Below are 18,216 nucleotides of genomic sequence, written 5' to 3'. Positions count from 1 at the left end.
CGCGTAGAACTACCTGTCATGCATAAGCCACTGCGTTTCGCGGCCCTCGCCGCCGCCTGTGCCCTCGCCGGCGCCGGCCTCTACGGAGCCGGTGCCGCCACGGCCGGACAGTCCACGGCCAACTCCACCCACGAGCCCTACAACATCGGGCTCCTGGTGAAGGACATCGACGCCTACTACGGCACCACGGCCGACGCCAACGGTGTCTACCAGGCGTCCGCGACCAGCCCGTACGCCAAGGACCTGGCGCGGATCGACTCGGCCGCGAAGAAGTACATCGACCAGGCCGCCCGCAAGGCGCACCACAAGGGCGACAAGCCCGCGGTCGTCTTCGACATCGACGACACGCTGCTGCTCAGCCTCGACTACGAGAAGCGGTACAACTACACGTACAACTCCGCCACTTGGGCGGCCTACGTCAACAAGGCCGACCGCCCGGGCGTCTTCGGCAGCGCGGAGCTGGTGACGTACGCGAAGTCCAAGGGTGTAGAGGTCTTCTACAACTCGGGTCTGAGCGAGGCGCAGCGCACCGCGGCCGTCGACAACCTGAAGAAGATCGGCGCCGACGTGAACCTCGACGCCGGTCACATGTTCCTCAAGGACGCGGCCAACCCGCCGTCGTACCTGAGCGGTTGCGCCACGCCGGGCGCCTGGACCTGCACGACCGTGCAGTACAAGTCCGGCACCCGCAAGCACATCGAGAAGGACCTCGGGTACGAGATCGTCGCCAACTTCGGCGACCAGTACTCGGACCTCGACGGCGGCTACGCCGACAAGACGTACAAGATCCCGAACCCGACGTACTTCGTCAGCTGACGGTCACTTGACGGACCGCACCGGCCGGACCGACTCCAGGGTCGGTACCACCGGCTTGATCGTCCCGTCCGGGGCGAACTCCAGACGGTCGATCGTGGTCTCCCGGTGCATACCGTCACCGCCCGCCTTCCCCGGTCCGTTCAGGCCGAACCGGTGGTAGACGATGTACCAGTCGTCGGTGCCGGGGGTGTTCACCACCGAGTGGTGACCGGTGCCGAGGATGCCGTACTCGGGACGCTTCGACAGGATCGTCCCCCGCTTGGTCCACGGGCCGAGCGGGGACGGTCCCGTCGCGTAGGCCACGTGGTAGTTCTCGCTGCGGGTGTCGTCCTCGGACCACATGAAGTAGTACGTGCCCTTGCGCTTGACCACGAAGGAACCCTCACGGAAGTTGTCCGTGGTGATGTCCTTCACCTTCGCCGGGTCGTACGACGTCATGTCGGCGTTGAGCGGGACCACGTACCCGTGACCGTTGCCCCAGTAGAGATACGACGTCCCGTCGTCGTCCGTGAAGACGGCCGGGTCGATCATCTGGCCGCTCAGCGAACCGCCCTTGGGGACAAGGGGTTTGCCCAGTGCGTCCTTGAAGGGGCCGGCCGGTGAGTCGGCGACCGCGACCCCGATCTGCTGCTCGGCGCAGAAGTAGAAGTAGTACTTGCCGTCGCGCTCGGCGATCGCCGGCGCCCACGCGTACGTGTCGGCCCACGTCACGTCCGGACCCAGGTCGAGGATGACCCCGTGGTCCTTCCAGTGGACCAGGTCCCGTGACGAGTACGCCTTGAAACTCGTGCTGCTCCAGCCCTGGTTGCCGTCCGTCGTCGGGTAGATCCAGTACCGGCCGTCCAGATAGTGCACGTCCGGGTCGGCGTTGAAGCCCGGGAGCGACGGACTTCGGGTCGGCACCGCCTCCACCGTCCAGACGCGGCTCGTGCCGTCGGCGGCCGTCACCGTGTAGCGCTGCGGCTTGCGGAAGTCGTGCCGGGTGCCGGACCGGGGGCTGATCCGCGCGCCCTCGCCCACGGCGAACTCCGGCGCGAGGCGGGCGAGTTCGGTGCCCGGCTCCATCGGCAGCACCACCTTCGAGGCGGCCTCGGTGACGACGGCGTACCCCTTCTGGCCCTTGGCGGTCGCGTCCACGATCGACGTCGGCGTGCTCGGGTAGGCGGCGAGCAGCCGGTCGTACTCCTTCTGCGTCACGGGAAGTACCGTGCCGTGCCGGGGACTTGCGGGCAGCTGGTAGTTCGTGGAGGGAGTCCAGTTGCCGGAGTCGAGGTCGGTGGTCTCGAAGGGGACGTACCCGCGGCCGCCGTACTCGTCGATGAACAGGTACCACTTCTTCTCGGTGTTGGACTTGAACACCGTCGGGCCCTCGCCGCGGTCGATCGCACCGCTGCCGATGCAGTCGGCGACGAAGTCGTACGAGGTCGAGGTCAGACTCGTCGACTTCTCGCCGGTGATGAACTTCGAGCACGGCGAGCTGGAGGACGGGTCGCGCTCGTCCTTGGTGTAGCGGTAGTAGGTGTCCTTGTACTTCACGACCGTCGAGTCGATCACCGAGTACCCGGGGTCGTCCCAGACCTTCGGCTCGCTGAAGGTGCGGAAGTCCTTCGTGGTCGCGTAGAGCATCTTGTTGTACGTCGATCCCGTGTGCCCGGGGTCGTCGTCGGCGTACAGCTTCGACGCCCAGAAGACGACGTACTCTCCGAGCGAGTCGTCCCAATAGGCCTCCGGCGCCCAGGTGTTGCCCGCGCTGTCCGGGGCCACCTTCACCAGGCGCTGGTCGGTCCAGTGGACCAGGTCGGTGGACTCCCAGATCATGATCGACTTGCTGCCGTGCCGCTGGACGTCGTCCCAACTGCCGCTGCTGCTCTGGTACATGCGCAGGTCGGTGGCGATCAGGAAGAACTTGTCGCCCTTGGGGGAGCGGATCACGAACGGGTCGCGCAGACCCTTCTCGCCGATCGTCGACGTCAGGACCGGGTTGCCCTGGTTCAACTCACGCCAGTGCAAGGGGTCGTTGCCGCGGCTGAGGGCGTAGCGGATCTGTTCGCCGTCGGCCGTGCCCTCGCCGGTGAAGTAGGCGAAGAGATAGCCGGCGTACTTGGGGTGGTTCACGGGCGGGGCTCCTGAGTGGGCGCTGCCGGGCGGCGCGGTGAACAGGGCGAGCAGGAGGGTGAGGCAGGCGACGACCACGGCTCTGGGGCGCATCGGCAATCCTGTCTGAGTGTGGGGGTTTCTGTTGGGTGTTGCGCGCCTTGGGAGTGTCACCAGTGGGAAACAGCACGTCAATCGGTAGACGGGCGATGCGGGGTGGCGAAAGTTTCGGTTGCTTTCGGTGAGGCGCGGCAACCGCGCTCCGCTCGGCCGCGGGGGCCGTCCCGGCCGCGGCCCGCCGCCCGAAAGGTCGAGCGCCCCGCCGGTCGTCACCGGCGGGGCGCTCTGCTGCTGACCGAGGGGGGCTCAGGTCAGCAGGTCCACTGTCCCTCTTTTGGGTGAGGGATGTAGCAGATTCGCTCAGCTGTGCGTGTCTACGTGCTATCAGATGCCCAGAACCTGTCAAAGGTTGCGCTGTTCCCGGAAGTTGTCACGAGTCGCCTTCGTCACTCGAGTGACTCGCGAAGTCTCCGCCCACGGACCGCAGTTGGCCCGCCGCCGTGCCTTCGACCGTGTAGCCGTCGTCCTCGGCGTCCCGACCGCCGCGCTCGTGGTTGTACTGCCCGGCGAACACCCACTCGCCCTTGGGGACCGTACGACCCTCCTTGAGCACCCAGGTGTAGACGAGGAACCCGCCCCGCTCGGCGACCGTCAGCGTGAAGTCCTGCTCCGGCAGCGACCGCCAGGAACCCGCCGTCGACACCCCGCCGGTCTGCGCGACCTTCAACCGGACGGTGAGCGAGGTCAGTTGCGCGGACGTCCTGAGCGTGATGTTGCTCTGCCCCCAGAAGTCGTTGCTGTGCGGGTCCACCGAGCCGTCCGACCACACCGGGCCGTCGCTCTCACCGGCCGTGTCCGGCAGCACGGGGGAGGAGGAAGTGGGCGTAGGAGAAGGGGTGCCGCTCGCCCGGTGCGACTGCGCCGACCCGCTCGGCGTCTGCCGTACCGGCGGCACCGGCGCCCGGCTCGTGGCGTCCGGCGACGGCGCGGGCGTCGGGGAGACCGCGACCGTCTGCCGCTGCTGCGGGGCGGCGTCGTCCTTCACCGCGGACGCCACCGCGTACCCGCCGACCGCCAGCATGCCCGCCACCGCGGCCGTCGCACCCACCACCCGCGCCCAACTCCACACCGGCGGACGCGTCGACCGGTGGTCCGGACGGTCCCGCTCGCTCATGCCCCGCTCGATCCGGGCCAGCATGCCCGCCCGGTCCGGCTCGTGCGCCTCGGCCGCCTCGTGCAGCCGGGCGCGCAGCTCGTCGTGCACGTCCTGCCGCCTCATCGCTCCCGGCCTCCGTTCGCGCCGCCGCGCACCATCGCCGCATGCACCTTCTGCGGCACGCCCTGGGTGCCCAGCAGTCGTTGCAGCTCGGCCATCCCCTTGGACGTCTGACTCTTCACCGTACCCACGGACACCCCGAGCGCGAGCGCGGTGTCCTTCTCCGAGAGGTCGAACGCGTGCCGCAGCACCACGCACGCCCGCTTGCGGAACGGCAGCCTGCGCAGCGCCTCCTGGACATCGACGACACCGGCCACGTCCGGGTTCTCGATCTGTTCCTCGCGCTGCGACCAGAACAGGGAGATCCGCCGACGCTCCCGCACCGCGCTGCGGATCCGGGACCGGGCCAGGTTGGCGACCACCCCGCGGGCGTACGCCACCGGGTGGTCGGCGGCGCGGACCCGGTCCCAGCGGTGCCACAGGGCGAGCAGCGCGTCCGCCGCCAGATCGTCGGCGGCGTCCTTCTCGCCGGTCAACAGATGGGCCAGACGGGCGAGTTCGGCGTAGTGCCGTTCGAAGAAGGCGTGGAACTCCGCGGAGGCGGCGTCGTCGACGACTGTCCCCACGGTGGCCCCTTCTGTGTGCATGTCATGGCGATGGCATGCGATGGTAACCGCTTCCATGACGTCACTTGCGCAACTTTGATTCCGTAACACGGAGAAAACCTGTAACACCTGGGACGCGGGAACAATCCAGCCAGCATCCGCGCACAGATCATCAGGCAACGAGGAGTTCCGTCATGTCCGAAGCGCAGCAGGTGGCCGACCGGCCGAGCGCCGCACCACCACCCGGGAACAGCGTCGACAGGTACTTCCGGATCTCCGAACGGGGATCCAGTTTCGGACGCGAGATTCGCGGCGGCTTCGCCACCTTCTTCACGATGGCCTACATCCTCGTCCTCAACCCGATCATCCTCGGCAGCGCGAAGGACAAGTTCGGCCACCAGCTCGACACCGGTCAACTGGTCACCGCCACCGCCCTGGTGGCCTGTGTGATGACGATCATCATGGGCGTCGGCGGCAACCTCCCGCTCGCCATCGCCGCCGGCCTCGGCCTCAACGCCGTCGTCGCCTTCCAGCTGGCCCCGCTGATGAGCTGGGACGACGCGATGGGCCTCGTCGTCCTGGAAGGCATCCTGATCTGCGTCCTGGTCCTCACCGGGCTGCGCGAGGCGATCATGAACGCCATCCCGCACCAGCTCAAACAGGCCATCGGCGTCGGCATCGGTCTGTTCATCGCCTTCATCGGCTTCGTCGACGCAGGGTTCGTCAGCCGGATCCCGGACGCCGCGAACACCACCGTGCCCGTGCAGTTGGGCGCGGTCGGCCGGCTCACCGGCTGGCCGGTGCTGGTGTTCTGCGTGGGCGTGCTGCTCACCATCGCGCTGATCGCCCGCAAGGTGAAGGGCGCGATCCTGATCAGCATCGTCACCATGACGATCGTCGCGATCATCATCAACGAGATCGCCGACATCAAGAGTTGGGGCCTGACCACACCCAAGGTCCCCGACAAGATCGTCGACACCCCGGACTTCGGACTCGTCGGTCACTTCAGCCTGTTCGGCGGCTTCGCGCAGGCCGGCGTCATCACCGCCGTACTGCTCGTCTTCACCCTGGTCCTGTCGGACTTCTTCGACGCCATGGGCACGATCGTCGGCATCAGCGCCGAGGCCGGACTGCTCGACGACGACGGCAAGGTGCCCGGCATCGGGCGGGTGCTGTTCATCGACGGCGCGGCGGCGGTGGCCGGCGGTCTCGGCTCCGCGTCCTCCAACACCGCGTACATCGAGTCCGCGGCCGGCGTCGGCGAGGGCGCCCGCACCGGCTTCGCCAACCTGATCACGGGCGGCCTCTTCGGTCTCGCGCTCTTCCTCACGCCGCTGCTGACCATCGTCCCGCTCCAGGCCGCGGCGCCCGCGCTGATCGCCGTGGGCTTCCTGATGATGACCCACGTCAAGCACATCGACTGGGACAAGTACGAGATCGCCATCCCGGCGTTCCTGACCATCGCCGCGATGCCGTTCACGTACTCCATCACCGACGGCATCGGCGCGGGCTTCCTCGCCTACGTCCTCATCAAGGCGGTCCTCGGGAAGGCCAAGGAGGTGCACTGGCTGCTGTGGGGCGTCTCGGCCCTGTTCCTCGTGTACTTCGCGATCGACCCGGTGGAGCAGATCCTGGGCGTGAAGTAGCACAGGGTCAACTAGCCCCACGGGTACGTCAGTTCTTGAGCGCCGCCTCCATCACGGCCTTGGCCACGGGGGCGGCCAGCCCGTTTCCGCTGACCTCCGAGCGGGCCGCGTCGGACTGCTCGACCACGACCGCCACGGCGACCTCCTTGCCGTCGGAGTCGGACTTGCCGTACGAGGTGAACCAGGCGTACGGCGTCTGGTCGTTGTTCTCGCCGTGCTGGGCCGTGCCCGTCTTGCCGCCCACGGTGACGCCGTCGATCTGCGCGTTCGTCCCGGTGCCGTCCTCGACGACCGTCTGCATCGCGGACTGCAACTGCTCGGCGGTGGAGGAGCTGACGATCTGCTTCGTGTCGGTCTGGTCGTCGTAGTTCTCCAGCACGTCACCGCCGCTGTTCGTGATCTGCGAGACCATGTGCGGCGAGACGAGCTTGCCGCCGTTGGCGATCGCGGCCGACACCATGGCCATCTGGAGCGGCGTCGCCGTCACGTCGAACTGGCCGATGCCCGTCAGGGCCGTGGACGACTTGTCCATGTCGGAGGGGTAGACGCTGGTGTACGCCCTTACGGGGACGTCCAGTTGACTGTCGTTGAAGCCGAACTTCTCGGCCATCGCCTTCAGTTTGTCCTGGCCGAGATTGAAGGCCATCTTCGCGAAGACGTTGTTGCAGGAGTAGCGCAGCGCGGTGCGGATCGTGGCGTTCTCGCAGGGCGCGGACGTGTTCTCGTTCGCCAGGACCGTGGTCGTGCCCGGCAGCGTGTACGGATCCGGGCTGTCGGTCTTCGTGTCCACGTTCGCGTACAGCCCGTCCTCCAGCGCGGCCGCCGCCACGACCAGCTTGAACGTCGAGCCGGGCGGCAGCGGTTGGCGCAGCGCGCGGTTGGTCAGCGGCTTGTCCGGGTCCGCGTTCAGCTTCTTCCACGCCGTACCGGCCGTGTTGGCGTCGGTCAGCGAGGTCGGGTCGTACGACGGTGTCGAGACGACCGCCAGGATCTTGCCGGTCTTCGGATCGATCGCGACGGCGGCGCCCTTCTTGTCGCCGAGCGCGTCGTACGCGGCCTTCTGCACGTCCGGGTCGATCGTCGTGACCACGTTGCCCGGAGCGGCCCGCTGGTCGGTGACCGTGTCCATCACGGTCTTCAGCCGGCTGTCCGTGCCGTTGAGGAGATCCTGGTAGATGCCCTCCAGCTGTGTCGGCGCGTAGCTCTGCGAGGCATAGCCCGTCACCGCCGCGTACAGCGAACCGTCCTTGTACGTCCGTTTGTACGCGAGGTCTCCGCCCTTGGTCCGCGTGGAGCCGGTGATCGAGTCCCCGCCCACGATGATGTTCCCGAGCGGGTCCGCGTACGTCTCGATCGCGTTGCGCCGGTTGTCCTTGTCGTCCGCGAGCGCCTGGCCGTCGTAGAACTGCACCCAGGTCGCCCTGATCAGCAGGGCGAACACCAGGAGCAGCACGAAGACGGACGTTCGCCTGATCGTCCTGTTCATGCTGCTGAGGAGGACGAGCGGGAACGAGCGAATCGTTCCCGTCCGACCGTATTTCTCATCTTTCTCAGGTTGTTACGGGCGCCACGTACCGTCCAGCGGGATGCCGGCGGCGGCCGCGATCCGGTTGCGGGAGTCGAGCAGGCGGGTGCGGAGCGCCGGCAGGTCCACGCCCACCAGCGCGCCGTCGCGCTTGACCACCCGGCCGGCGACCAGGACGGTGTCGACCAGCCCGGGGTGGCCGGCGCTGACGATCGTGCCGGCCGGGTCGGTGACCGGGAAGACGGTCAGGTCGTCGGTGCGCAGCAGGACGACGTCGGCGTCCTTGCCGGGCGTGAGGCTGCCCGTGCGGGTGCCGAGGCCGCAGGACCGGGCCGCGTCGACGGTGGTGAACTCCAGCAGGTCCCGGCAGCGCAGGCCGCCGTCCAGACCGCGCTGCACGGCGAGGGCCGTACGCAGGGTGGAGAACATGTCGCCGCCGACCGAGGGGACGTCGTCGACGGACAGTGTCGGGCGTAGGCCCGCGGCCAGCACCCGGCCGGTCATCGGCCAGCCGAAGCCCATCTTCAGTTCGACGTCCGGGCTGATCGACACCGAGCTGCCCGCGTCGGCGAGCATCCGCAGCTCTTCGTCACCGAGCCCGTTGGCGTGCACGAACGTGGTGGTGTCCCGCAGCAGGCCGTGCTCGTGCAGATCGGCGACCGGGCGCCGCGTGCCGTCGCCGCCGCTCGCCCCGTCACCGTCGACGTGCAGGCTGGTGCGCAGGCCGAGTTCGGCCGCCAGCTTCAGCTCCCGGGCGATGGTGTCCATGCCGGTGTCGTCCGCGCCGCGCAGCCCCAGCGCCATGGTGACCAGGCCGTCCCCGGCCAGCTCGGCGCGGACGCGGCGGATGTCGGAGTCGACGGCGTCCGCGGTGCCCCAGCCGGCCCCGAGGCAGAAGATCGACCGCCCCGGCGCGTCCCGCAGCGCGGCGACGGCGGCGTCCTCGTGCGCGTGGCTCTGCGCGACGTGGTACCAGTCGAGCATCGTGGTCACCCCGGAGTGCAGGGCCTCCAGGCGGCCGAGCAGGGTGCCCGCGTAGACGTCCTCGGGCTCGTAGTGGGGCTTGACCGTGCCGTGCATGGCCCGCGCCCACTCGGGGAACGTCCAGTCCGCGCCCACGCCGCGGAACGCGGTCTGCCAGGAGTGGCGGTGGTTGTCGACGAAGCCGGGCATGACGATCCGGTCGGTCGCGTCGATCACCTCGGCGTCCGGCGCGTCGATGTGCGCGGCGACCGCGACGATCGCGCCGTCCTCGATCAGCACGTCACCGCGTTCGAGATCGCCGACGGCCGGGTCCATGCTGACCACGGTGCCGCCGGTGAGCAGGGTCTTGGTCGTCATCGGGGGATCTCCTTTGCGAAACAGGTGAGTTGAGGGAGGAGGCGAGGTGTCGCCCCCGCGGCCGGCACCGCCGTCATCGCGTCGCCACCGCCGTCATCGCGCTGCCACCGCGTCCGCCGCTTCGAGCGCGTCGGCGACCAGATCGGCCGTGTCCTCCGTGCCGGCGGCCAGGCGGACCAGGCCCAACGGCACCGATTCCGCCAGCTGTTGCTCGCTGAGCATTCCGCGCCACATGGACGCCGGATGCACGGCCAGCGACTCCACGCCGCCGAGGCTTGCCGACCTGCGGGGGTAGCGCAGCCGGCCGAGGAAGGCGTCCGCCATCTCGAAACCACCGGCGAACTCGATGCCGAGCACCCCGCCGAAACCGCTCATCTGGCCGGCGGCCAGCTTGTGTTGGGCGTGGGTCGCCAGCCCCGGGTAGTGCACCTTCGTCACCGCCGGATGCGCGCTCAGCGCCTCCGCGAGCGCCAGGCCGTTGGCGTTGTGCCGCGGCACCCGCAGCGGCAGGGTGCGCATGCCGCGCAGCAGCAGCCACGCGTCGATCGGGCCGAGCGTGGCACCGGTGAGCAGACCGACGTCCCATACGCGGTCCAGGATTTCGGCAGGACCGGCCAGCACTCCGGCGGACACGTCCGAATGGCCGTTGAGGTACTTGGTCGCGCTGTGCCAGACCAGGTCGATGCCGAACTCCGTCGGCCGCTGGTTCAGCGGGGTGGCGAAGGTGTTGTCCGCCATGGTCAACACGTCGTGCGCACGGGCCAGTTCGGCCACGGCGCGCAGGTCGGTGATCTGCAGCAGCGGGTTGCTCGGGGACTCCACCAGGATCAGGCGGGTCCGCGGGGTCAGCGCCCTCGCGAACGCCTCCGGGTCGGTCTGGTCCACCAGCGTGGTCTCCACCCCGAGCCGCGGCAGCAGGTTCAGCAGCACCGACGCCGTGCCGCCGTACGTGGACCTCTGCCCGATGACATGGTCGCCGGCGGACACCAGGGCCAGCACGGACGTGGTGAGCGCGGCCATCCCGGACGCGGTGACCAGGGCCGCCTCGGTGTTCTCCAGTTCGGCGACGACGGCGGCGACCTGGGCGTGGTTCGGGTTGCCGAAGCGGGTGTAGAAGTCCTTGCCGCGCGGCTCGACGGCACCCCGCGCGAACGTCTCCGAGTCGTCGGCCGCGAACGCCGCCGTCTGGTAGATGGGCGACGCCACGGCACGGCTGGGGTGGACCTCGCGGTCGGCGTGAACGGTGATGGTGCTCCTGCCCGGCATGGCGGCCCTTTCCGTGGAGTCCGTACGACTCCTGGAAGCGTGACCGACCGGCGCTCGGATCAGGCCGGATCTCGGCAATGTTGGCAGCAAATTGCGCTCACCGCTGGCGCATGATTGTGGTAGGCGGGCTGCCAGAGCAATAATCTGCCACCATGGACGAAGTGGACCGGTCGATTCTGGCCGTGCTCGAACAGCACGGCCGCATCAGCAACAACGAGCTGGCCGCCCGGGTCGGGCTGTCCCCCTCACCCTGTCTGCGGCGGGTGCGGCAGCTGGAGGAGTCCGGGGTCATCCGCGGCTACCGCGCCCTGATCGACCCCGCCGCGGTCGGCCGCGGTCTGCGGGTCTTCGCGGGGGTGCGCCTGGTCCGGCACACCCGCGCGGACGTGGTCGCCTTCGAGCGAGGAGTCACCCGGCTGCCCGAAGTGGTCGCCTGCCACCACATCACCGGCAACTTCGACTACCTCCTCCAGGTCGAGGTCGCCGACCTGCCCGCCTACGAGGACTTCCACGCCAACCAGCTGGCCACCCTGCACGGCGTGGCGACGGTGAGCAGCTACGTCACGATGAAGACGCTCACCGCCGAAACCGGCACGGGCGCCGGCACCGTATGACCGCGACGGTCAGAGCGTGATCGTGCCCTGGACGCACACGACGGTCGCGCCGCTGACCCAGACCGTGCCGTCCGGGTCGGCGGTGACCTCGATGCTCGCGGCCCGTCCCAGGCGTGTGCCCTGGGAGACCCGGTAGGAGGCCGGCGCGGCGCCGGTGGAGGTGAGCCACTGGCCGACGGCGGCGTTCATGCTGCCGCACGCCGGGTCCTCGGGCACGCCGACGCCGGGAGCGAAGGTACGCAGCTCGAAGCGGTGCGGGGACCCGTCCGGGTAGGCCCCGATCGCGCCGACCATCGCGGTCGGGATGAGGGAGAGGTCGGGTTCGAGGGCGAGGACCTCCTCGGCCGTGGACAGGTGGAGCACGGCCCAGCCGGGACCGTTGTCGACCCACTGGTGGGCCACGACCCGGTCCCGCGTGATGCCGAACGCGGCCACGAACCGGTCCAGGTCGTCGTCGCCGAGCGCGCCCTCACGCACCCGTGGCGGGGCGGCGAAGGCCAGGGCGTCCTCGCCGCGGCGCACGGTGACCAGTCCTGCGGCGCACTCCTGCACGATGTGGTCGGCGTGCCGCGGCGCACCGCCGTCCGCCAGCCAGGCGCGCGCGGAGCCGAGGGTGGGGTGCCCGGCGAACGGCAGCTCACCGTCGGGCGTGAAGATCCGCAGCCGGTAGTCCGCCTCCGGGACGGTGGGCGGCAGCACGAACGTGGTCTCGGACAGGTTCGTCCAGCGCGCCAGACGCTGCATCTCCTCGTCGCTCACGTCGGTCCCGTCCAGGACGACCGCGACCGGGTTGCCGGAATAGGGAGTCGTGGAGAACACGTCGACCTGCACGAACGGGCGGGTACGCGGCATGGTCATCAGGGCCTTTCGAGCGGCTGCGGCGGAAGCGGGTCCATCCCAACGGACGCCCGCATGGCGAGGACAGTGCCAGTCACAACAAAGTGGACCGAGGAGGATCCGGAGACATGCCGAAAGCAAGCCGTCCGCTGAGCGACACGGACCGTCGGATCGCCGCGGCGCTGCTCGCGTCCCCGCGGGCCTCGTGGCGCACGGTCGGACGCGTCCTGGGCGTCTCCGAGCGGACCGTGGTGCGTCGCGCGGCGCCGCTGTTTCACGACAGGACGCTGCGCGCCACCGCCGTACGCAACCCGGTGTGGTTCCCCGACCTGATTCCGCTGGCCCTGCGCATCCGGTGCCGGCCCCACCGGATCGGCGCGGTCGCCGCCACGCTGGCCCGCCGCCCCGACACCGTCTGGGTGGACGTCCTCGGCGGCGCCGACGAGATCTGCACGATCCTGTTCCTGGACGGGCCGGACGCGCGCGACTCGCTGCTGCTGCGCGACCTTCCGGCCACTCCCGCGGTCCGGTCGTGGACCTCGCACGTCCTGCTACGGGTCTTTCCGGCGGCCTTCGACTGGAGCGGCGGCCTGCTGACGGAAGCCGAACTGACCGAACTGAGGCCGGAGGCCTCCGCCCCGGCCGTCCACTCTCCCCGCCGGCCCGTCGACCACGCGCTGATCACGGCCCTGGTCGAGGACGGACGGGCCTCCTACGCCGATCTCGCCCGCCGCGCCGACACCACCGCACTCACCGCCGCGCGCCGGCTGGACGCGCTCGTCGGCGACCAGGTCATCAGACTCGCGACCGAGGTCGACCTCGCCCGGCTGGGCATCCGCACCGAGGCGCTGTTGTGGCTCACCGTCGCTCCCGGCGGCCTGGAGGAGACGGGCCGGGTCGTCAGCCGTCACCCCCAGGTCCGCTTCGCCTCCGCCGTCACCGGCTCGGCCAACCTCCTCGTGGCCGTCGCCGTCGCCGACCTCAACGCCCTCTACCACTTCCTGACCGACACCATCGGCGCCCTCACCCACGTCTCCACGATGGAGGTCACTCCTCTCCTGAGCGGGGTCAAAAGGACCGGCCTGGTCCGCCCCGGGAGTCTCTGAACCCACGCATGCCGTCGTCAGGAAGGGCGCAGGAAACCCGCCTCGTACGCCGCGATCACCGCCTGGGTGCGGTCCCTGGTGCCGGTCTTCGCCAGGACGGCCGCCACATGCGACTTCACGGTGGCCGGGCCGACCTCCATCCGACGGGCGATCTCCGCGTTCGTCAGCCCCTCCGCCAGGTGCCGCAGCACCTCGCTCTCCCGGCCGGTGAGCCGCGCCACCCACGCAGGTGGCGTCCCGTACGCGCGCGCGTGCTCGGCGGCCAGCGTCCGCAGCGCCGACGGGAACAGCAGGTTGTCGCTGCGAGCGACGAGCCGTACCGCCTGGACGAGTGCGTCGGCGTCGGCCCGCTTCAGCAGGAACCCGGCGGCTCCGGCGCGCAGCGCGTCGTACACGTAGGAGTCGTTCTCGAAGGTGGTCACGACGACGATCCGGGGCGGCTCGTCGAGCGCGGCGAGGATCTCCTCGGTGGCCCGGATGCCGTCGATCCCGGGCATGCGTACGTCCATGAGCACGACGTCGGGCCGCACCTCCCGCACGACGGCCACCGCCTCGTCCCCGCGCGCCGCCTCACCGACCACCTCCAGATCGGGCTCGGCGGAGAGGATGGCGCGCAGCGCGGTACGGACCATGCGCTCGTCGTCGGCGAGCACGATCCGGATCGGGGGGCGGGGCTCGGGTTGGGGCATGCGGGGGTCCTCCAGGGCGGGCGGGTGCGGTTCAGGCCGGGAACTTCACCGGCAGGCGTACGTGCAGACACCACATCCCGGTGCCGTCCGGCCCCGCCCGTGCCGTCCCGCCCAGCAGCCGGGACCGGTCCGCGATGCCGCGCAGTCCGTGACCGCCGCCGGGGCGTGGGGAGTTGGACGGGGTGAGGGTGTCGACGAGGGGGTTCTCGACGCTGATCTCCAGGTGGCCGTCGGTGAGTTCGACGCGCAGCGTCACCTCGACGTCGTCGCCGGCGTGCCGGACCGCGTTGCTCAGGCCCTCCTGGACGATGCGGTAGGCCTCGCGGGACAGGACCGGCGGCAGGGCGTCGGGGTCGGCGGGCACGGTCGCCGTCAGCCGGAGGCCGCCCGCGCGGACCCGGCGCAGCAGACCGTCGAGGTCGGCGGCGAGGGTGGGGGCCGGGCCGCTGCCCGGGGTGTCGCCGTCCCTCAACACGCCCAGCACGGCGTCGAGTTCGCCCACGGTCCGCCGGGTGGTGTCCTCGATCGCGGCGAGCGCCTCGCGGACGAACTCCGGGTCGGAGTCCAGGACGCGCCGGGCCGCACTCGCCTGGAGGGTGACCGCGCTGAGCGCGTGGCCGACGGAGTCGTGCAGTTCGCGGGCGAGCCGGTTGCGTACCGCGAGGTCGGCGGCGCGGGCCTCGGCCGCCGCGAGCCGGTCCTCCGGGGCGGGCCCGAGCAGCGCCGGCGCCCAGCGCGCCAGCAGCGCCCCGGCACCGGCCGCGCACCCCGCGAGCGCGAGCAGGCACGCGATGCCCGCGACCGGCGAGAGCGCCAACGCCCAGGTGTGGTCGAGGACTTCGGGCAGCCCGAGCCGGCTGTCGCGCAGCCACGCGAACAGCGGCAGCACGATCAGGACGACGGCGAACGGGGGTACCGCCAGCGACATCCCGGCGATGATCCCGCCGAAGCCGAGATGCAGCGTGAACCAGGCCGCCGTCCGCCCCTTGGCGGCCCGGGTGCGGGCGGGGCCGTAGACCAGCCGGTTCGCGTCGACCCCGCACAGCCACCGGACGGCGCTCGCCTCCAGCGGTCGGGTCAGCGGGAACAGCGAGGTGGCGGCGGCCAGCGGCAACCCGGCGGCGAAGGAGAGGAGTTGGAGACGGAAGTCCCCGAAGACGTTCTGCGAGCCGGTGATCGGACCGACGAAGGCCTCGCCGAGCAGGACGTACGGCATGGCGAGCGCGCCGCCGAGGATCAGATGGACCCAGCGCAGCCGGGCCCGTCGTCCGAACAGCAGACGGGCGAACTCCCGTACCCCGACCGGCGATCCGACCGGCGATCCGGCCGTCGACCCGACTGTCGTTCCGGCCACCGCCCCGTCCGTCGGGCCGTCCCCCTCGAACCGCCGCAACGGTCCTCAACCCTCCAGCGTCAGCACGACCTCGTCGATCTCCTCGCCGCGCGCGTTCGCGTACCCGCTCGTGTGCGCCGTGACCCGGAAGCCGCACTTCTCCAGCACCCGCCGGGACCCCGCGTTGTCCGCCGCCGCCCGTGCGTACAGCGGGCGTTCGGGTCGCTCGGCGAGCAGCGCCCGCAGCGCGGCCGTGGCGATGCCCTGTCCCCAGTAGGCGCGGTCCACCCAGTAGGTGACCTCGAGCTCGCCCGGCTCCCCGTACAGCCCCGCGCTGCCGACCACGTCACCGTCGGCGAGGATGGCCCACTGGATGGCGGAGGAGGCCCGGATCTTCTTCCAGTGCGCGTCGAAGGCGTCCCGGTCGGCCGGGTCCGCGGGCGTGAAGGCGGCCATGCGCAGCGACTCGGGGTCGTTCAACTGCCGGTAGAAGACCGGCAGATCGCTGTCGTGGACCGGGCGCAGTACGACGTCCATGCGTTCAGAGCCTCCGGGTCGCCAGCGTCAGCCGGTCGCGCGCGTCGAACAGCGCGTCCTTCACCATCTGTTCGTGCGCGGGCGTCAGCCGCGCCACCGGCACCGAGCAGCTGATCGCGTCCCGTGCCGGGGTGCGGTACGGGATCGCCACACCGAAGCAGCGCAGCCCCAGCGTGTTCTCCTCGCGGTCCACCGCGAAGCCCTGCTCCCGGATCTGGTTGAGCTCCTCGATCAGCTTCTCGCGGTCGGTGATCGTGTGCTCGGTCAGCGCGGGCAGCGTCTCGGGCAGCATCTTGCGGACCTGCTCGTCGCTGTAGGTGCTCAGCAGCGCCTTGCCCAGCGAGGTCGAGTGCGCGGGCAGCCGGCGGCCGACCCGGGTGAACGGGCGCAGATAGTGCTGCGACTGGCGGGTGGCCAGGTACACCACGTTCGTGCCGTCCAGGCGGGCCAGGTGGATCGTCTCGGTCGTGTCGTCCGAGAGCCGGTCCAGCGTCGGCCGCGCCGCCGCGACCACCTCGTCGCCGTCGATGTAGGACGTGCCGACCAGCAGCGCCCGTACGCCGATCCCGTACCGCGTGCCCGTCGCGTCCGTCTCCACCCAGCCCAGTTCGACCAGAGTGCGCAGCAACATGTACAGGCTGGACTTGGGATATCCGACGGCCTCCTGCACCGACGCGAGCGAGTGCATACCGGGGCGACCGGCGAAGTACTCCAGCAATTCAACGGTCCGCACCGCGGACTTGACCTGCGCCCCGCCGCCTGTCTCGCCTGCCGACATCGCCCTTGACCCCTTCGTTGGACGGGAAATAGTCTCCAACAGCATATTCATCATCAGAGACAGCGTTCAGCATATCGAACGACCCTGGTGAAATGACCCAGATAGTACGTCGCCAGATTTACCTGGAGGGACCCGCGGTGGCAGCAGCACCAGTCTGGAGTGTCGACCCCCGTACCGGGAAGCAGCGCGAGCAGGTTGCGGTGGAGGCCACAGCCCAGGAGGTCGACGCCACCGTACGCGCCGCGCACGAGGCGCGCGCCTCGCTCGCCGACCGCGCGGTCCGCTCGGCCTTCCTGCGCACCGCCGCCGATCAGCTCGAAGCCGCCAAGGACGGGCTCGTCGAGACCGCCGACGCGGAGACCGCGCTCGGCCCGGTCCGGCTCACCGGCGAACTCGCCCGCACCTGCTACCAGTTGCGCGCGTTCGCCGGCATCGTCGACGAGGGCGCCTTCCTCGACGTGATCATCAACCACCCCGACGCCACCGCGACCCCGCCGATCCCGGACCTGCGCCGGTACAAGGTGCCGCTGGGCGTCGTCGCCGTCTACTCGGCCTCCAACTTCCCCTTCGCCTTCTCCGTCGCGGGCGGCGACACGGCGTCGGCACTGGCCGCCGGCTGCCCGGTCGTCGTCAAGGCGCACCCCGACCACCCGGCGCTGTCCGAGCTGGTCGCCAAGGTGCTGCGCCGGGCGGCCGCCGCGCACGGCATCCCGGCCGGTGTCGTCGGTCTGGTGCACGGGTTCGAGGCGGGCGTCGAACTGGTCAAGCACCCGCTGGTCAGCGCGGCCGGCTTCACCGGGTCGGTGCGCGGAGGGCGGGCGCTGTTCGACGCGGCCGCCGCGCGGCCGACGCCGATTCCGTTCCACGGTGAGCTGGGCTCCCTGAACCCGGTCGTGATCACCGAGGCGGCGGCGGCCGAGCGGGCCGAGGCGATCGGGACGGGGCTCGCGGGCTCGATGACGCTGGGTGTCGGGCAGTTCTGCGTGAAGCCCGGGATCGTGTTCGCGCCTGCCGGTGCGGCGGGCGACCGGCTGGTGAAGTCGCTGACGGACGCGGTCAGCGACACGGACGCCGGAGTGCTTCTCGACCACCGGATGCGGGACAACTTCATCGCCGGCGTCGCCGAACGGGCCGAGTTGGCCGAGGTCGAGTCGCCGGTCACTCCCGGGGCAGGGAGCCGGCACACCGTCAGTGCGGGGTTCCTCACGGTGGCTGCGGAGAAGCTGGCCGCGGAGGGGGCGTACGACCTGCTGCTCGAGGAGTGCTTCGGGCCGGTGACGGTTGTCGCTCGCTATGAGGACGAGGACGAGCTGCGGGGAGTGCTTTCCCGGCTGCCGGGGAATCTGACGGCGACGGTTCATCTGTCTTCCGAGGAAGCGGACGGTGAGGGGCGGGGCGCGGAGATTCTGGCCGAGTTGACGCCGCTTGCGGGGCGGGTGCTGGTGAACGGGTGGCCTACGGGTGTTGCTGTGGCCCCGGCTCAGCATCATGGGGGGCCTTATCCGGCGACCACGTCCACGTCGACCTCCGTCGGTGGGACGGCTATCGAGCGGTGGATGCGGCCGGTTGCCTACCAGGGGGTGCCGGAGGCTTTGTTGCCGGCTGAGTTGAAAGACGACAACCCGTTGGGGCTGCCCCGTCGGTTTGATGGGCGGTTGGAGCGGTAGCGCCGTAGGGGTGCGGATGCGCTTCGGGGTGCGGGTGCGCTGTGGCTTGTCGCGCAGTTCCCCGCGCCCCTGGGTAGGCATGCTGA

Annotated in this window: 16 protein-coding genes; 5 read left to right on the top strand and 11 right to left on the bottom strand. The window is 70.4% G+C overall.

Annotation, left to right across the window (positions count from 1 at the left end; translation table 11 throughout):
* Positions 1-18: 18 nt before the first annotated feature.
* On the top strand, positions 19-816 hold the full coding sequence (locus ACIP6U_RS41605) for an HAD family acid phosphatase (RefSeq protein ID WP_401727977.1): 798 nt from the start codon (positions 19-21) through the stop codon (positions 814-816).
* 3 nt (positions 817-819) lie between these two features.
* On the opposite strand, the gene ACIP6U_RS41600 is transcribed toward ACIP6U_RS41605, so the two are convergent.
* The 3 genes from ACIP6U_RS41600 to ACIP6U_RS41590 all read right to left on the bottom strand — a co-directional run bounded on the left by ACIP6U_RS41600 (position 820) and on the right by ACIP6U_RS41590 (position 4,812).
* On the bottom strand, positions 820-3,024 hold the full coding sequence (locus tag ACIP6U_RS41600) for a family 43 glycosylhydrolase (RefSeq protein WP_401727976.1): 2,205 nt from the start codon (positions 3,022-3,024) through the stop codon (positions 820-822).
* Between the two features lie 376 nt (positions 3,025-3,400).
* Positions 3,401-4,249, bottom strand: a complete 849-nt coding sequence (locus ACIP6U_RS41595) for a hypothetical protein (RefSeq protein ID WP_401727975.1) — start codon at positions 4,247-4,249, stop codon at positions 3,401-3,403.
* Positions 4,246-4,812 carry a SigE family RNA polymerase sigma factor gene (locus ACIP6U_RS41590; RefSeq protein ID WP_401727974.1) on the bottom strand — a complete coding sequence of 189 codons (567 nt, stop codon included), beginning with the start codon at positions 4,810-4,812 and terminating at the stop codon, positions 4,246-4,248. Before ACIP6U_RS41590 ends, ACIP6U_RS41595 begins: the two co-directional genes overlap by 4 nt.
* Before the next feature lie 173 nt (positions 4,813-4,985).
* On the opposite strand from ACIP6U_RS41590, the gene ACIP6U_RS41585 reads away from it, so the two are divergent.
* Entirely contained in the window at positions 4,986-6,437 is a 1,452-nt protein-coding gene (locus ACIP6U_RS41585) for an NCS2 family permease (RefSeq protein ID WP_401727972.1), read from the top strand.
* A gap of 28 nt (positions 6,438-6,465) precedes the next feature.
* On the opposite strand, the gene ACIP6U_RS41580 is transcribed toward ACIP6U_RS41585, so the two are convergent.
* From ACIP6U_RS41580 to ACIP6U_RS41570, 3 genes are all read right to left on the bottom strand, one after another.
* The gene (locus tag ACIP6U_RS41580) at positions 6,466-7,923 is read right to left on the bottom strand and encodes a peptidoglycan D,D-transpeptidase FtsI family protein (RefSeq protein ID WP_401727971.1); all 1,458 of its coding nucleotides are present in this window, start codon (positions 7,921-7,923) and stop codon (positions 6,466-6,468) included.
* A gap of 72 nt (positions 7,924-7,995) precedes the next feature.
* The gene (locus tag ACIP6U_RS41575; RefSeq protein WP_401727969.1) at positions 7,996-9,303 is read right to left on the bottom strand and encodes an amidohydrolase family protein; all 1,308 of its coding nucleotides are present in this window, start codon (positions 9,301-9,303) and stop codon (positions 7,996-7,998) included.
* A gap of 93 nt (positions 9,304-9,396) precedes the next feature.
* Entirely contained in the window at positions 9,397-10,569 is a 1,173-nt protein-coding gene (locus tag ACIP6U_RS41570; protein WP_401727967.1) for a trans-sulfuration enzyme family protein, read from the bottom strand.
* Positions 10,570-10,721: 152 nt separating this feature from the next.
* Here ACIP6U_RS41570 and ACIP6U_RS41565 point away from each other — a divergent pair, with 152 nt between their 5' ends.
* A complete protein-coding gene (locus ACIP6U_RS41565) occupies positions 10,722-11,183 on the top strand; it encodes an Lrp/AsnC family transcriptional regulator (RefSeq protein ID WP_401727966.1) in 462 nt (153 codons plus the stop codon).
* Positions 11,184-11,192: 9 nt separating this feature from the next.
* Here ACIP6U_RS41565 and ACIP6U_RS41560 read toward each other — a convergent pair whose 3' ends face one another.
* Positions 11,193-12,041, bottom strand: coding sequence for a PhzF family phenazine biosynthesis protein (locus ACIP6U_RS41560; protein ID WP_401727965.1), 849 nt, complete (start codon positions 12,039-12,041; stop codon positions 11,193-11,195).
* 107 nt (positions 12,042-12,148) lie between these two features.
* On the opposite strand from ACIP6U_RS41560, the gene ACIP6U_RS41555 reads away from it, so the two are divergent.
* Positions 12,149-13,126 carry an Lrp/AsnC family transcriptional regulator gene (locus tag ACIP6U_RS41555; RefSeq protein ID WP_401727963.1) on the top strand — a complete coding sequence of 326 codons (978 nt, stop codon included), beginning with the start codon at positions 12,149-12,151 and terminating at the stop codon, positions 13,124-13,126.
* A gap of 17 nt (positions 13,127-13,143) precedes the next feature.
* Here the strand turns inward: ACIP6U_RS41555 and ACIP6U_RS41550 are convergent, their stop codons facing one another.
* Genes ACIP6U_RS41550 through ACIP6U_RS41535 form a run of 4 tightly spaced genes read right to left on the bottom strand, consistent with a single transcriptional unit; the run spans position 13,144 to position 16,463 of the window.
* The gene (locus ACIP6U_RS41550) at positions 13,144-13,815 is read right to left on the bottom strand and encodes a response regulator (protein ID WP_401727961.1); all 672 of its coding nucleotides are present in this window, start codon (positions 13,813-13,815) and stop codon (positions 13,144-13,146) included.
* A gap of 31 nt (positions 13,816-13,846) precedes the next feature.
* The gene (locus ACIP6U_RS41545) at positions 13,847-15,169 is read right to left on the bottom strand and encodes a sensor histidine kinase (protein ID WP_401727959.1); all 1,323 of its coding nucleotides are present in this window, start codon (positions 15,167-15,169) and stop codon (positions 13,847-13,849) included.
* Between the two features lie 45 nt (positions 15,170-15,214).
* Positions 15,215-15,685 (bottom strand): GNAT family N-acetyltransferase, encoded by a 471-nt coding sequence (locus ACIP6U_RS41540; protein WP_401727958.1) that lies wholly within the window; start codon positions 15,683-15,685, stop codon positions 15,215-15,217.
* A 4-nt stretch (positions 15,686-15,689) separates the two neighbouring features.
* Complete coding sequence (locus tag ACIP6U_RS41535; protein ID WP_124002368.1) at positions 15,690-16,463, bottom strand: IclR family transcriptional regulator; 774 nt, start codon at positions 16,461-16,463, stop codon at positions 15,690-15,692.
* 137 nt (positions 16,464-16,600) lie between these two features.
* On the opposite strand from ACIP6U_RS41535, the gene ACIP6U_RS41530 reads away from it, so the two are divergent.
* Entirely contained in the window at positions 16,601-18,130 is a 1,530-nt protein-coding gene (locus ACIP6U_RS41530; RefSeq protein ID WP_401727956.1) for an aldehyde dehydrogenase (NADP(+)), read from the top strand.
* The last annotated feature ends 86 nt before the right edge of the window (positions 18,131-18,216 follow it).

The organism is Streptomyces sp. NPDC088794, assembly GCF_044750545.1.
Classification (GTDB): Bacteria; Actinomycetota; Actinomycetes; order Streptomycetales; family Streptomycetaceae; genus Streptomyces.
Note: the sequence above shows the minus strand (reverse complement) of the source record. Positions and strands in the feature narration are given on the sequence as shown.

Excerpts from the sequence above, each read along its gene's own strand:
- ACIP6U_RS41595 (WP_401727975.1), bottom strand. The coding sequence starts at position 4,249 with ATGAGGCGGCAGGACGTGCACGACGAGCTGCGCGCCCGGCTGCACGAG.
- ACIP6U_RS41605 (WP_401727977.1), top strand. The coding sequence starts at position 19 with ATGCATAAGCCACTGCGTTTCGCGGCCCTCGCCGCCGCCTGTGCCCTC.
- ACIP6U_RS41555 (WP_401727963.1), top strand. The coding sequence starts at position 12,149 with ATGCCGAAAGCAAGCCGTCCGCTGAGCGACACGGACCGTCGGATCGCC.
- ACIP6U_RS41570 (WP_401727967.1), bottom strand. The coding sequence starts at position 10,569 with ATGCCGGGCAGGAGCACCATCACCGTTCACGCCGACCGCGAGGTCCAC.
- ACIP6U_RS41550 (WP_401727961.1), bottom strand. The coding sequence starts at position 13,815 with ATGCCCCAACCCGAGCCCCGCCCCCCGATCCGGATCGTGCTCGCCGAC.
- ACIP6U_RS41560 (WP_401727965.1), bottom strand. The coding sequence starts at position 12,041 with ATGACCATGCCGCGTACCCGCCCGTTCGTGCAGGTCGACGTGTTCTCC.
- ACIP6U_RS41600 (WP_401727976.1), bottom strand. The coding sequence starts at position 3,024 with ATGCGCCCCAGAGCCGTGGTCGTCGCCTGCCTCACCCTCCTGCTCGCC.
- ACIP6U_RS41565 (WP_401727966.1), top strand. The coding sequence starts at position 10,722 with ATGGACGAAGTGGACCGGTCGATTCTGGCCGTGCTCGAACAGCACGGC.
- ACIP6U_RS41580 (WP_401727971.1), bottom strand. The coding sequence starts at position 7,923 with ATGAACAGGACGATCAGGCGAACGTCCGTCTTCGTGCTGCTCCTGGTG.
- ACIP6U_RS41575 (WP_401727969.1), bottom strand. The coding sequence starts at position 9,303 with ATGACGACCAAGACCCTGCTCACCGGCGGCACCGTGGTCAGCATGGAC.
- ACIP6U_RS41535 (WP_124002368.1), bottom strand. The coding sequence starts at position 16,463 with ATGTCGGCAGGCGAGACAGGCGGCGGGGCGCAGGTCAAGTCCGCGGTG.
- ACIP6U_RS41540 (WP_401727958.1), bottom strand. The coding sequence starts at position 15,685 with ATGGACGTCGTACTGCGCCCGGTCCACGACAGCGATCTGCCGGTCTTC.
- ACIP6U_RS41585 (WP_401727972.1), top strand. The coding sequence starts at position 4,986 with ATGTCCGAAGCGCAGCAGGTGGCCGACCGGCCGAGCGCCGCACCACCA.